Source organism: Gammaproteobacteria bacterium, from assembly GCA_011375345.1.
Classification (GTDB): domain Bacteria; phylum Pseudomonadota; class Gammaproteobacteria; order DRLM01; family DRLM01; genus DRLM01.
On sequence record DRLM01000075.1, the window covers coordinates 21,720 to 35,002 of the forward strand.

At 62.8% G+C, this 13,283-nt stretch carries 15 protein-coding genes; 3 read left to right on the top strand and 12 right to left on the bottom strand.

Features of this window, described 5'->3' with window-relative positions; genetic code table 11:
- Window positions 1-61: 61 nt before the first annotated feature.
- The 5 genes from ENJ19_05495 to rpoE form a co-directional block, all read right to left on the bottom strand.
- Window positions 62-1,510, bottom strand: a complete 1,449-nt coding sequence (locus tag ENJ19_05495; GenBank protein HHM05179.1) for a DegQ family serine endoprotease — start codon at window positions 1,508-1,510, stop codon at window positions 62-64.
- Between the two features lie 124 nt (window positions 1,511-1,634).
- On the bottom strand, window positions 1,635-2,105 hold the full coding sequence (locus ENJ19_05500) for a Fis family transcriptional regulator (protein HHM05180.1): 471 nt from the start codon (window positions 2,103-2,105) through the stop codon (window positions 1,635-1,637).
- On the bottom strand, window positions 2,102-3,268 hold the full coding sequence (locus tag ENJ19_05505) for a MucB/RseB (GenBank protein HHM05181.1): 1,167 nt from the start codon (window positions 3,266-3,268) through the stop codon (window positions 2,102-2,104). The genes ENJ19_05500 and ENJ19_05505 overlap by 4 nt, the downstream gene beginning before the upstream one ends.
- On the bottom strand, window positions 3,265-3,930 hold the full coding sequence (locus ENJ19_05510; GenBank protein ID HHM05182.1) for a hypothetical protein: 666 nt from the start codon (window positions 3,928-3,930) through the stop codon (window positions 3,265-3,267). Before ENJ19_05510 ends, ENJ19_05505 begins: the two co-directional genes overlap by 4 nt.
- Before the next feature lie 39 nt (window positions 3,931-3,969).
- Window positions 3,970-4,545: an RNA polymerase sigma factor RpoE gene (rpoE, locus tag ENJ19_05515; protein HHM05183.1), complete on the bottom strand. Its 576-nt coding sequence runs from the start codon at window positions 4,543-4,545 to the stop codon at window positions 3,970-3,972.
- 188 nt (window positions 4,546-4,733) lie between these two features.
- Between rpoE and ENJ19_05520 the strand changes: the two genes are divergently transcribed.
- On the top strand, window positions 4,734-6,374 hold the full coding sequence (locus tag ENJ19_05520; GenBank protein ID HHM05184.1) for an L-aspartate oxidase: 1,641 nt from the start codon (window positions 4,734-4,736) through the stop codon (window positions 6,372-6,374).
- On the opposite strand, the gene ENJ19_05525 is transcribed toward ENJ19_05520, so the two are convergent.
- The 6 genes from ENJ19_05525 to sdhC are packed head-to-tail and all read right to left on the bottom strand — an operon-like array spanning window position 6,334 to window position 10,185.
- Entirely contained in the window at window positions 6,334-6,792 is a 459-nt protein-coding gene (locus tag ENJ19_05525; GenBank protein HHM05185.1) for a hypothetical protein, read from the bottom strand. The genes ENJ19_05520 and ENJ19_05525 overlap by 41 nt on opposite strands.
- Entirely contained in the window at window positions 6,758-7,000 is a 243-nt protein-coding gene (locus tag ENJ19_05530; GenBank protein ID HHM05186.1) for a succinate dehydrogenase assembly factor 2, read from the bottom strand. Before ENJ19_05530 ends, ENJ19_05525 begins: the two co-directional genes overlap by 35 nt.
- Window positions 6,997-7,692: a succinate dehydrogenase iron-sulfur subunit gene (locus tag ENJ19_05535; protein HHM05187.1), complete on the bottom strand. Its 696-nt coding sequence runs from the start codon at window positions 7,690-7,692 to the stop codon at window positions 6,997-6,999. The genes ENJ19_05530 and ENJ19_05535 overlap by 4 nt, the downstream gene beginning before the upstream one ends.
- A gap of 11 nt (window positions 7,693-7,703) precedes the next feature.
- Complete coding sequence (gene sdhA, locus ENJ19_05540; protein HHM05188.1) at window positions 7,704-9,464, bottom strand: succinate dehydrogenase flavoprotein subunit; 1,761 nt, start codon at window positions 9,462-9,464, stop codon at window positions 7,704-7,706.
- The gene (gene sdhD, locus ENJ19_05545; protein ID HHM05189.1) at window positions 9,464-9,805 is read right to left on the bottom strand and encodes a succinate dehydrogenase, hydrophobic membrane anchor protein; all 342 of its coding nucleotides are present in this window, start codon (window positions 9,803-9,805) and stop codon (window positions 9,464-9,466) included. The genes sdhA and sdhD overlap by 1 nt, the downstream gene beginning before the upstream one ends.
- Entirely contained in the window at window positions 9,802-10,185 is a 384-nt protein-coding gene (gene sdhC, locus ENJ19_05550) for a succinate dehydrogenase, cytochrome b556 subunit (GenBank protein ID HHM05190.1), read from the bottom strand. The genes sdhD and sdhC overlap by 4 nt, the downstream gene beginning before the upstream one ends.
- A 124-nt stretch (window positions 10,186-10,309) precedes the next feature.
- Between sdhC and ENJ19_05555 the strand changes: the two genes are divergently transcribed.
- Both ENJ19_05555 and ENJ19_05560 read left to right on the top strand, forming a co-directional pair.
- Window positions 10,310-11,359 (top strand): folate-binding protein, encoded by a 1,050-nt coding sequence (locus ENJ19_05555; GenBank protein ID HHM05191.1) that lies wholly within the window; start codon window positions 10,310-10,312, stop codon window positions 11,357-11,359.
- Between the two features lie 72 nt (window positions 11,360-11,431).
- The gene (locus tag ENJ19_05560; GenBank protein ID HHM05192.1) at window positions 11,432-12,301 is read left to right on the top strand and encodes an HDOD domain-containing protein; all 870 of its coding nucleotides are present in this window, start codon (window positions 11,432-11,434) and stop codon (window positions 12,299-12,301) included.
- Window positions 12,302-12,307: 6 nt separating this feature from the next.
- Here the strand turns inward: ENJ19_05560 and lysS are convergent.
- A partial coding sequence (gene lysS, locus ENJ19_05565; GenBank protein ID HHM05193.1) for a lysine--tRNA ligase occupies window positions 12,308-13,283 on the bottom strand: 976 nt, incomplete at its 5' end.

The following is a 13,283-nucleotide window of genomic DNA, read 5'->3' on the forward strand; positions in this document are numbered from 1 at the left end:
AAATCCCCTATGAATCACAAGCCCTGCGCGATCAGCCCGCCCCCTGGTGGGAAATCGCAGGCTAACCGTCCTCGTCCCCCAGTTTCAACGCCAGGAACATCGGCCCGTCACCCCGCTGGATCAACATGGGGACGGAGCGGTCAGCGGGCAAGGCATCAATCAGCTTCCGAAACTGTTCGACCCCTTCGACATCCACCCCGTTGATCTTCAGGATGATATCGCCATCGCGCAAGCCAGCCGCGCGCGCGGCACCGCCTTTTACATCCTTGACCACCACGCCGCCGCGCTTGCCGTCCAGACTTTTGCGTTGCTCATCGTTCAGCTCCGCAACCACGGCACCGAGGCGGTCTTCGCTGAAGCTTTTCTCACCCCGGCTGGCCAGCTTCAACTCTTCATCTTCCGGCAGTTCGCCGATCTTGACCCTGATTTCTTTGCGCTTGCCGTCCCGAACCACTTCCACGGGAACCGTCTCACCGGCCATGGTCCGGCCGACAATGGGCGGCAGCGAAGCGGAATCGGGAATATGGCGGCCGCCAAACTTGACGATCACGTCCCCCACCCGTAAGCCGGATTTCTCCGCCGGGCTGTCGGGCAGAACCTGGGAAACCAGTGCACCTTCGGGCCGGTCCATCCCGAAAGACTCGGCCAAGTCACGGGTCACATCCTGTATCAACACACCCAACCAGCCTCGGCTGACTTTACCCTTGTCCTTGAGCTGGTCCACCACTTCCATGGCCAGGTCGATGGGGATGGCGAACGATAGACCCATGAAGCCACCGGTGCGGCTGTAAATCTGGGCATTGATGCCCACCACCTCGCCATCCATATTGAACAAGGGACCGCCGGAGTTGCCCGGATTGATGGCGACGTCAGTCTGAATGAACGGCACGTAGTTTTCATTGGGCAGGCTGCGGCCCAGGGCGCTGACGATACCGGCGGTCACCGTATGATCAAAATCGAAGGGGGAACCGATGGCCAGCACCCACTCGCCGACTTCCAGGCGGCTGGATTGACCGATATCCACGGTCGGCAGACCCTCGGCATCGATCTTCAACAAGGCGACGTCGCTGCGCGGGTCACTGCCCACCAGCTCGGCCACCAGCTGGCGCCGATCACTCAAACGCACCACGATCTCATCGGCCCCCTTGATGACATGGTGATTGGTCAGCACATATCCGTCTTTGGAAATGACAAAGCCGGAACCCAGAGATTCGGTATTGTATTCCTCGAGTTCATCGCCCTGCTCGCCGAAGAAACGGCGGAACCACTCACCAAAGGGTGAACCCTCGGGGAACTCCGGCATCCGGCCGTGGGGGAAAGGGCTGCGCCGCTGAGTGATTTTTTGCGTCGTACTGATATTCACAACAGCGGCACTGTTGCCCTTGACGATGTCTGTGAAATCAGGCAGCGAACCTGCCTCAACCCGCACCGTGGCAAGAAAGGCCAATAAAGCGAACAACGCCAAATGCCACGTGCAGCGAATATACCCTTGCTCAATTCTGATGTTCATGCGTTCTCCTGAACGAGAGACTGTTGACGGCTGTACGACTTCAATGCTTATTGCTTTCAAAGTCACTGGTATCTTAAAGAAAGAGACGGTCCCCGCCCGAGTGGTGTCACCCAAAAATGTAATTTTAACGGCACGCAGCCTTTGTGCGGCCCGAAGCAAACACCCTCAACACTACAGGCTGGTAACGGGGATCCCGGCGGAGGCGATGGCTGTGACGCCGCAGCCAGGCGAAGCCCAGCATCAGTCCCAGCAGGCCCGCCAGCGCGCTCCAGCCGTCGGAAAAGCCCAGGGGTCTTCCCAGAAACTCCCCGGCCAGGGCGAAAACAAGAAGGAAAACCAAGGGCATAAAATAAGCCGCGAAGGAAGCACGCAGCAGGGCTTGCTCGTCAATGCCTATAACCACTTCATCGCCCACCTTGGCACGAAGCCGGTTTACCACACGCAGACGTGGTGATTTAATGCGCAAGGCTTTGGAAAACAAGCCGGCGCCGCAAGCTTTGTTCGCTGAACACGCGCCGCACGCGCGCTCCCGCCCGGTTTCCACCCAGGCCAGATCCTCTTCCAACGCTATCACAACCGCGCCCTGCTCTATCATTGCGCCCCCTCAACGGGTTTCACCGCGCGACCGATGAGCCGCACCGTCTCGGCGGGAACCTCGCCCACGACGGTAAGCTGGTAATTCCGGAGCACGGCGCCAAAGGCGTGCACCGCTCCCATATGCGACAACCCCACGAAGGGCTCGTCGTCGGCCGCCAAAGGCTCCAGAAACACCGACACCGACGCCACGCCGTCAGACAGCACCATCTGCTCCAAACCGGCCCGGCCACTGCGGTCACTGTGACGATAGCTTTCGGCCAGGGAGAACCCGGCGGGCAAGCCACTCAGGCGCCAGGGCAAGTCGTTCACCGGGCGCGGACCGGGCTGGCTCTCGCGCAGCAAGGCGCGGCTGTCCTCGTCCAGGGTGACGGCTTCCAGCATGGCAGATGTGGGTTTGTCCACCACGTTCATCCGGGTGAACATCATCTGCTCAATAGCCTCGCCGTTCTCGTCCACCAGGTCCGACTGCAACAGCAGGCCGGTCTGCTCGTCGGCCCAGATGCGATAACCATAGCGGTAGCGGTCGCGGGGCTCGATCAGAATCAGACGCGCGTCCCGGCCGGCCACACGCTGACCGCCGCGCACAGAAAAATGATAGTAGTCGTCAAAGGCGTCGATTTTGGAAAAGGGTCCACCGGCAATGGGCTTGCCAAAACCACCGGTGCTGACGGTACGGCGCTTGTGACCCGGCAGCAGACAAACCACCCCTTCTTTGCTGCGGACCAGCACCCGCTTGTCCCCACTGAGAGACACCAGGCGCTCGCGTTCACCTTCTTTGTCCGCCACATGAATGACGTCCATGGCCATGACCTGGTCGCCGCGCCGGTAAATAAAAGTACCTTGGTAACTGTTGGACTGGGCTGCCTTGACCACCTTGTCCAGCCACGTGCGCGCCTCGGCGACCACATCATTGGCGTAAAGGTCGTGAAGGCCGAACAGGGCCAGGCAAAACACACTGCAAACGGACCAATCCCACCGTCTCGCCGCTACACGCCGCTCCCGGGCGACCAGAATTGAGATCCTGCGATCACCCCTCCGCCACAGCCAGCGCCCCGCGCTCACCACGGCAGCAAAGGGATAACGGCCGCAAGCCACACCCACGCCCAAACCGCTCACTATCCCGCCCCCATCTCGCCACGCCTCAGGAAAGAACCGTCTCAACGTCCGGCTTGGTGGTCATCGCGGCTGCCATAGCCGACGATCCGAATATACGGCAACACATCCGGACGCACGCCCGAGACCGGCGAGAACACATCATGATTGGCGAGGTAATCGTTGAGTTTGGAGGCCACCGCGGGCTTGTCCACATTCCATTGTTTCCCCAGGGCGGGGGGCGCCTGTTCCATGTCCAATACCAACGACTCCACCGGCCTGGCCTGCACCGGCAACGGCACAGAGGGCGGCAAGGGCGCCTTCGCCGAGGATGTCGCCGTGGCCACTGTTACCGGTGGCACGGTGCTGCCCACCGGCGCATCGTCCCACCCCACGCCAACATAAACCGCTGCCGCCACCGAGGCCGCCACCGCGAACCCCATGGCAGGGCGGAGAAAGGAAGGGAAGGGCGAAGCTTGCCGGCCGATGGCGGAAGGGGGGGGGGCATGAGGTGCCTCGTCGGCCAGGGCGAGGGAAACACGGGAAAGCAGTTGATCGGAGGGGATGTCGGGCAGGTTGTTGCGGAGCGCATCACTGATGAGATGGTAGTGACACCAGCTACATTGTTTGTCCCGCTCTCGTTCCAGGGCATCCAAAACATCGCCGATCTGCTTGGCCGACAACTCACCATCAACCAAGGCTGATATCTGTTCGTTCATACTCACTGCCATACGTCTTCCCCGCGGCTAATCCCTTGACATGCTAGCGGTCTAGCCCAGCAAGGGCTTGAGTTTGTTTTGAATCGCTTCCCGCGCCCGGAAAATCCGAGACCGCACCGTGCCGATGGGGCAGCCCATGGCCTGAGCGATCTCCTCATAACTGAGACCCTCCAGCTCCCGGAGCGTAATGGCGGTACGAAGATCTTCGGGCAATTGTTCAATGACCTCAAAAACGGTTCGTTCTATCTCATCCTTGAGCAGCATGCGCTCGGGGGTCGCATTCTCCCGCAGCTCCGCCGCGCCGTCGAATTGCTCAGCCACCTCGGCTTCCACATCGGTGGCTGGCGGGCGCCGCCCCTGGGCCACCAGATAGTTTTTCGCCGTATTGATCGCAATCCGGTAGAGCCAAGTGTAAAACGCGCTGTCACCCCGAAATTTGGGCAGGGCCCGGTAAGCCTTGATGAACGCGTCCTGCGCCACGTCCATGGATTCGGACGGGTCGTGGATATAACGCGAGATCAATTTGATGATTTTGTGCTGATATTTAGCTACAAGAACATCGAATGCCTGTTTGTCTCCTCGCTGCACCCGCTCGACCAGGCGTTGGTCAACACTCTGCTCGCCCATTCGGGCAATCCCCTTCTCCTGAGGAGCAAATCCCTTTACTCATAGCCCTAGACAATACCGGTTATAGTTAGTTCGGCAACGGTTAAAATTGTGCAAACCAGACCCGGGACACGCCGCAAGCGCCGGACAGGCAATAAATTCCGGATTATGACGGCTAAACGACCACAAGCCAACCTTGACGGAAACCCATGCACCAGAATCACTATGATGTCATCCTGATCGGCGGCGGTGCGGCCGGGCTGACCCTGGCCCTGAACCTGGCCGGCGCGGCGCGGGTCGCCCTGGTCACCAAGGGCCCGCTGAAGGAAGGCGCCACCTACTATGCCCAAGGTGGGGTGTCCGCCGTGTGGGACGCGCAGGATTCGGTGGCCTCCCACATCCAGGACACCCTGAACGTAGGCGCCGGCCTGTGTGACGAGGCCGTGGTCCGCTTTACCGTGGAACGGGGCCGGACCGCAGTGCAGTGGCTGATGGACCAGGGGGTGCCCTTTACCCGCGAGACCCGCCCCGACGGCACCACCGGCTACCACCTCACCCGCGAGGGGGGGCACAGCCACCGGCGGGTGCTGCACGCCGCCGACGCCACCGGCCAGGCCATTGAAACCACTCTGGAACAACGCCTGCGCGAGCATCCCGGTGTCCACATCTTTGAAAACCATCTCGCCGTCGATCTGATCACTGCCAGAAAGCTCGGCGGGGCAGAGGACCGATGCCTGGGTACCTACGTCCTGGACAAACAGCGGGGCTCGGTCTTACCCTTGCGCGGCAAATGCGTAGTGCTGGCCACCGGCGGGGCCGGCAAAGCCTACCTGTATTCCAGCAACCCCGATGTGGCCACCGGAGACGGCATCGCCATGGCCTGGCGGGCGGGCTGCCGGGTGGCCAACATGGAATTCGTCCAGTTTCATCCCACCTGTCTTTACCATCCCCAGGCCAAGTCCTTTCTCATCACCGAGGCCGTGCGGGGCGAGGGTGGGCGCCTGCTGCTGCCAGACGGCAGCCCCTTTCTGCACCGCTTCGACACCCGCGCCGAGCTGGCACCCCGTGACATCGTCGCCCGCGCCATCGACCATGAGATGAAGCGCCTGGGGCTCGAATGCGTCTATCTGGACATCAGCCACAAGCCTGCCGCTTTTGTCAGGGAACATTTCCCGGCGGTTTATCAGCGCTGCCTGGAGTTCGGCTTTGACATGACCCGGGAGCCCCTGCCCGTGGTGCCGGCGGCCCACTACACCTGCGGCGGTGTGATCACCAGCCTGGCGGGCCGCACCGACCTGCCCGGACTCTACGCCGTGGGCGAAACGGCCTACACCGGCCTGCACGGCGCCAACCGCATGGCCAGCAACTCGCTGCTGGAGTGCCTGGTGCTCGCCCAGGCCGCGGCCGAAGACATCCAAACCCGCCTGCCCGCCCTGCCCGCCCCGCCGCCGGTGCCACCCTGGGACGAGAGCCGGGTGACAGACTCCGACGAGGAGGTGGTGGTGGCCCACAACTGGGACGAACTCAGGCGCTTCATGTGGGACTATGTGGGCATCGTGCGCACCGACAAACGCCTGCAACGGGCCAGACGGCGGGCGGAGCTGCTCAAACAGGAGATCGCGGAGTACTACGGCCATTTCCGCGTCACCAACGACCTCATCGAACTGCGCAACCTGGCGCTGGTGGCGGAACTCATCATTCATTCGGCCCTGGCACGCAAAGAGAGCCGCGGCCTGCATTACACCTTGGACTACCCCGGGCCGGACAACCGCCGCCCCCCCGCCAATACCGTCCTGCTGCCACCTGATTTCAAGGTGGCGGCGCCGGCGCCTGGCTCCGCGCCAGCCTGAGCCGCACCCGCAGGCGGCGCGCCCCGTCTTCGTCGAGCCCGTCCCGGGGCAGCACCACGTTGATGCGCCGGCCGCCGGCCGTGACAAAGCGCAGCACCGTGAGCAGGGGATGAACGAAGCAGTCCAGCCGCAACACCGCCGCTTCCTCCCGGCCGTCACCAAAAACCAGCACCCAGCCACCCTCGGCGCGCCACACCAGTTTCGTCACCGCCCCCGCCCCGCCGGGGCAGGCCTGGCGGCGCCAGCCCTGCACCATGGCGCCCAGCACCGCCCCCGCCAGCGCCAGTTTGCCCCACCCCGGCAGACTCAGCGGCCCCAATGCCAATAACGCGCTGACATGGCTCAGCAGAATAAGCCCGGCCAGGACAGGGGAGGCCCGGCGCTCAAGATACAGCGGCGCGGACAGCGGCGACGACACGGGCCAGGGCCGGATCGGCGGGCACCGCCCGCCCCATGAGGTATTCCAGCAGAACAGGGTCGGGATAGGCCAGCAAGGCCTCGAACTGCGCCTGGCTGGCGGCGTCGAGCCGGGAATAGCCGCGTTCCAAAAAACCTTGCAACAGCAGATCCAGCTCCAACATTCCCCGGCGGCACTGCCAGGCCAGGCGTTGCGGCAAGAAAGTCATAAGAGGTGTTTGAGCATCAGCTCCTTGATGCCACCGATGGCTTTGGTGGGGTTGAGGCCCTTGGGACAGACCTCCCCACAATTCATGATGGTATGACAACGGAACAGGCGATAGGGCCCGTCCAGCTCTTCCAGGCGCTCGGCAGTGGCCTGGTCGCGGCTGTCGGCGAGAAAACGGTAGGCCTGCAAGAGAGCGGCGGGACCGCGGAATTTGTCAGGGTTCCACCAAAAAGAAGGACAGGCGGTGGAGCAGCAGGCGCACAGAATGCACTCGTACAAACCGTCCAGCTTGTCCCGCTCCTGCGGGGTTTGCGCATACTCCACTTCCGACTCCGGCTCGTGTACGGTGAGCCACGGTTTGACGGAGCGATACTGATGATAGAACTGACTCAAGTCCACCACCAGATCGCGGATCACCGGCATACCCGGCAAGGGCCGCAGCTCCACCGGCTCTTGCAGATCTTTGAGCGGGGTGATGCAGGACAGGCCGTTGCGGCCGTTGATGTTCATGCCGTCGGAGCCGCACACCCCTTCGCCGCAGGAATGGCGAAAACTCAAACTTTCGTCCTGGGCTTTGAGGGCCAGCAAGGCATCCAGCAACATCATGTCCGGACGCGCCTCGGGCAGTTCATAGTCCTGCATGCGGGGGGCATCGTCGGTCTCGGGATTGTAGCGATAGATGGAAAAACGCATGGCGGCCCCGTTCAATACACACGTTCCTTGGGCGGAAAGCTTTCCACCGTTAACGGCTGCATCCGCACGGGTTTATACTCCAGCCGCCCATCGCTGAAATACAAGCTGTGCCTGAGCCAGTGCCCGTCGTCCCGCCGGGGATAGTCGATGCGGGAATGGGCGCCGCGGCTTTCCTTGCGGGCCAGGGCCGCAGTGACCGTGGCCAGACCCAGTGCCACCAGGTTTTCCAGCTCCAAAGCTTCGATGCGGGCGGTGTTGAACACTTTGCTGTGATCTTTGAGCCGGGCATCTTCCAGCCGCGCGGCGATGGCCCGCACTTTTTCCACCCCTTCGGCCAGCACTTCCTCGCGCCGGAACACGCCGCAGTAGTGCTCCATGGCGGCTTGCAACTCGGCCTTGAGGGCGCTGACCGACTCACCCTCACCGTCCCGCTCCCAGCGGGCCAGGCGCGCCAGGGCCCGCTCCACACTGCTCTCATCCAGGGGACGGTGATAACGGTGACTGCGCAGATAATCGATGATGCAGTTGCCCGCGGCCCGGCCGAACACCACAATGTCCAGCAGCGAATTGCCACCCAGGCGGTTGGCCCCGTGCACCGACACGCAGGCACATTCCCCCACCGCGTACAAACCGGGCACGGGATCCTCGTTGCTGTCGCCGTTTGCGTGCACCACTTCACCGAAGCGGTTGGTGGGTATGCCACCCATGGTGTAGTGGGCGGTGGGAAACACCGGGATGGGGGCCACGGCCGGATCGGTGTGCAAAAAGGTCATCACCATGTCGCGGATGCCCGGCAGGCGTTTTTTTACCACTTCCTCACCCAGATGGTCCAGTTTGAGCAAAACGTAATCGCCCCGCTCGCCGCAACCGCGGCCCTCGCGCACCTCGGTGGCAATGGCGCGGCTGACCACGTCGCGGCTGGCAAGGTCTTTGGCGTGGGGGGCGTAGCGTTCCATGAACCGCTCGCCGTCTTTGTTGACGAGATAGCCCCCTTCGCCCCGCGCACCCTCGGTGATGAGCATACCCTTGCCGGCAATGCCGGTGGGGTGAAACTGGAAAAATTCCATGTCCTGCACCGGGATGCCGGCGCGCAGGGCCATGGCCATGCCGTCGCCGGTATTGATGCGGGCGTTGGTATTGGTGCGAAAGAGCTGGCCCACGCCACCGGTGGCCAGCAGGGTGGTTTTCGCTTCGATCACCAAGGGCTCGCCGGTGGCGATTTCCAGCACCACCGCACCCAGCACGACGCCGTCGCTGTCCTTGACCAGATCCAGGGCGAAGTACTCGTCGAAGAAATGGGTCTGGGCGCGGATGTTTTGCTGGTACAGCGCATGGAGAATCGCATGGCCGGTGCGGTCCGCCGCAGCGCAGGTGCGGGCGGCCTGCTCGCCGCCGAAGTTCTGGCTTTGACCACCGAAAGGCCGCTGATAGATTTTGCCGCTCTCGAGCCGGGAAAAGGGCACGCCGGAATGCTCCAGTTCCACCACCAGGCGCGAGGCGGCGCGGCACATGTATTCGATGGCGTCCTGATCCCCCAGATAATCGCTGCCTTTGACGGTGTCGTACATGTGCCAGTGCCAGTTGTCGGGCAGCACATTGCCCAAGGCGGCGTTCATACCGCCTTGGGCGGCGACGGTGTGCGAACGGGTGGGAAAGACTTTGGAGACGACCGCCACATTGGCTTCCGCCCGGGACAACTGCAAAGCGGCGCGCAGCCCGCCGCCGCCGGCGCCGATCACCAGCGTGTCGAAACGACGCACGGGCAGTTTCACTATCGCAATCCCCCCGCCAGCAACACCAGCGCAGCCCATATTCCCATGGCCAGCAAGGCCGCCGCCACGGTGATCAACACCACGAAACGAAAGAAGAAGGCATGGACATAGTCCATCACCACATCGCGGACACCCACCCAGGCATGCCCCAGCAGCAGGGCAAACAACAGCAGCGTGGCCACGCTCATGGCGGGCGCCGCAACAAACTCCCGCCAGGCGCTGTAGCCCACGGGAGGTTCCCAGGCAAAGGACAACAGAAAAAACACCATGTACAAGGCCATGTACACCGCGCTCAAACGCTGCAACAGCCAGGCCCTGATGCCGCTGCCGCGAGTGTTCACCGTATCACTCCGATCCACACCAGCAGCGCGCCCAGCACTGCGGCGATATTCACCAGCCAGGCAGAGCGGCGCGCCGCCGCGCGCTCCAGACCGACGGCGAAATCCAGCACCAGGAACCTGAGCCCGGCGAAAAGATGATGGAAAAATGCCCACAGCACCAGGACCAGCAACAGCTTTACCCCGCCATGGTCAAAAACAGCGCTTGCGCGCGCGTAGCCGGCCTCATCGGCGAGAGAAAGCTGCAACAGGTAGATCAGAAAAGGCAGCACCAACACCATCACCACGCCGGCGACGCGGTGGCCAATGGATAACAGCGCCGTCACTGGCAGGCGGATCCGGGCAAGATCGAGAAAAACAGGAGCTGGTCGGGGCTTTGGCATAGAATACCCATTCGTCGCCATCCTCGGCTTCCTCGTTTAGTATCAGCGGTGGCAGGACGATTTGCAAATCGTTCATACTGACACGATCCGGCAGCAATGCGGCCATCACTCGGAGGACGTGCTTATGAACCCGGCATGGCAACAGTATTTGCGCGATCACGCCGGAGCGGAGTTTGCCGACGAACACGTTGTTCATTACGGCAATGCGGCAAGAGAACTGCGGGTCGCAAGCTCTGGAGCGATCATCAGCGACCTGTCCCACCTCGCCCTCCTTCGCGCCCGTGGCCCCGATGCCGCAACGTTTCTGCAAGGGCAGCTTACCCATGACATTCACGCCGCCACGGCCACCCACAGCCCCCTCGCCGCCCATTGTTCACCCCAGGGCCGGGTGCTGGCGCTGCTGCGCATCCTGGCGCGCGAAGACGGCTACGGACTGCTGCTGCCCCGGGCCTTGCTGGAAGACACCCTGGCCCGTCTCAGAACGTACGTCCTGATGGCCAAGGTCAGCCTGGAGCCGGATCCGGAGACGGTCCTCATCGGCTACGCCGCAGCCACGGCCGAGGCAACGCTCACCGGGCTGTTGGGCGGCTGCCCCACAGAAGACCATGGCACCTTGAGCACCGCCGCTTACACCACCGTGCGCCTGCCCGGCCCCCACCCCCGGTTTGTCATCTCAGGGAGCGCCGCGGACATCCAGACCCTGTGGCAAAAACTGGATGTGAACGCCGCCCCCGTCGGCGCCGCCCCCTGGCGTCTGCTGGACATCCTGGCGGGAATGCCGCAAGTCACCCCCGAGACCGCGGACCGATTCGTCCCCCAGATGCTCAACCTGGATGTGCTGGGTGCCATCAATTTCCAAAAAGGCTGTTACACCGGCCAGGAAGTGGTGGCCCGCATGCGTTATCTGGGCAAGCTGAAGCGGCGCATGTTTTTGCTGCACTGCGACGCCGATACACCGCCCGGGCCCGGCGCAGCCCTGTACAGCCCGGCGCTGCGCAGCGACGAGGCCGCGGGCACAGTGGTAAGCGCCGCGCCCCACCCTGACGGCGGCTCCCGCCTGCTGGCCGTGCTGCGTCTGGAAGCACAAGATGCCGCGTGGCGGCTGGGCGGCATCAACGGCCCCGCTTGTCAGCGCGGCACACTGCCTTATTCTTGGGAGAAGGCGGCACACTGACCCTCACGACCCTCGGGGAACCGGCCGTTTAGAAATCCACCATGGCGCCGACAAGAGTTTGGAGTTCTTTGCTTGGCGAGGCGACTGCTTTCGGCCATGGACGTGGAAAAACGCTTTCTCTCAGGCTTTATCGACGATCTCAACGCCAATCGCGTGACCCTGCCCTCGCTGCCCGAGGTGGCGATGCGGGTCCGCAATATCATTGAAGATCCCAAGGTCACCCCGGCCAAAATCGAAATCGCCGTCAGCGCCGATCCGGCACTGACGGCGCGCCTGCTGAAAGTGGTCAACAGCCCGGCGTACCGCGGCGCGACGGAAATCACCCATTTGCGCATGGCCATCACCCGCCTGGGGCCCATGGCTTTGCGCAACCTTACCCTCAGCCTGGCCATGGAACAGCTCTACCAGGCCCGGGGCGCCCACCCCAGCCTCAGGCAACACTTGCATGAGGTGTGGCAGCACAGCGTCCAGGTGGCCACCTTGAGCCACGCCTTCGCCCGCAAGTTCACCACCCTGGCCCCCGACCAGGCCCTGCTGGCCGGCCTGGTCCACGACATCGGCAAGCTGCCTGTGTTGAGCCGGGCCGAGCTGGAACCGGAATTGCTGGAAGATGAAGAAGTGCTGAAACGGGTGGCGCGCCGCCTCCACACCACCATCGGGCCCACGGTGTTGGACGAGTGGCACTTCCCCAAGGAGCTGGTCGCCGTCACCGCCGAACACGAAGCCGTGCAGTCCTCCCGCACCGGGCCGGTGGACTACGTGGATGTGGTGATCGTGGCCAATCTGCACAGCTATCTGGGCAACCCACAAAGGCTCACCGAAGTAGACTGGAACCAGATTCCCGCCTTCGGCAGGCTGGGGCTGACGCCCGGTGAAAGCGTCGCGGCCATGGAAGAGGCACGGGAGGAATTGAAAGAAATCCAGGCCCTGTTCGGAATGTAGCGGCCCTCACCTGGCCCGCATGTGCGGAAACAACAACACATCCCGTATCGACGGCGAATCGGTCAACAACATCACCAGCCGGTCTATACCTATCCCCTCCCCCGCGGTGGGCGGCAGGCCGTGTTCCAGAGCGGTGATGTAGTCTTCGTCGAAGTGCATGGCCTCTTCGTCACCCGCCTCCCGCTCGGCCAGCTGGCGGCGGAAACGTTCAGCCTGGTCCTCGGCGTCGTTGAGTTCGGTGAAGCCGTTGGCGATCTCGCGCCCACCCACGAAAAATTCGAAGCGGTCGGTGACCGAAGGATCGTCATCGCTGCGCCGGGCCAGGGGCGAGACTTCGGTGGGATAGGCAGTGATGAAGGTGGGATCTTTGAGCTGGTGTTCCACGGTTTTCTCGAAGATTTCGATTTGCACCTTGCCCAGTCCCCATTGCGCCTTGAGCGGTATCCCCAAGCCCTTGGCCACGGCCCTGGCGCGGTCCGGATTTTCGATCTCAGCCACGCCTATGCCCGGGTTGAAGCGGAGGATGGCTTCTTTGACGCTCAGGCGCCGGAACGGCCGGCCAAAATCATACACCTCACCCTGATAGGGCACTTCTGTCGTGCCCAGCAAAGCCGCACTCATCTCTCGTAACATGGCTTCGGTGAGATCCATCAAATCCCGATAGTCTGCATAGGCCTCGTAGAACTCCAGCATGGTGAATTCGGGATTGTGGCGGGTGGAGAGACCCTCGTTGCGGAAATTGCGGTTGATTTCATATACCCGCTCGAACCCCCCCACCACCAGGCGCTTGAGATACAACTCCGGCGCGATACGCAAAAACAACTCCATGTCCAGAGCATTGTGGAACGTGACGAAAGGCCGCGCCGCCGCCCCGCCGGGCAGCACCTGCATCATCGGTGTTTCCACTTCCAGGAACCCCCGCCGGTTCAAATAGTCGCGAATAAAATTGATGATGGCCGTGCGCATGCGAAACGTGTGGCGC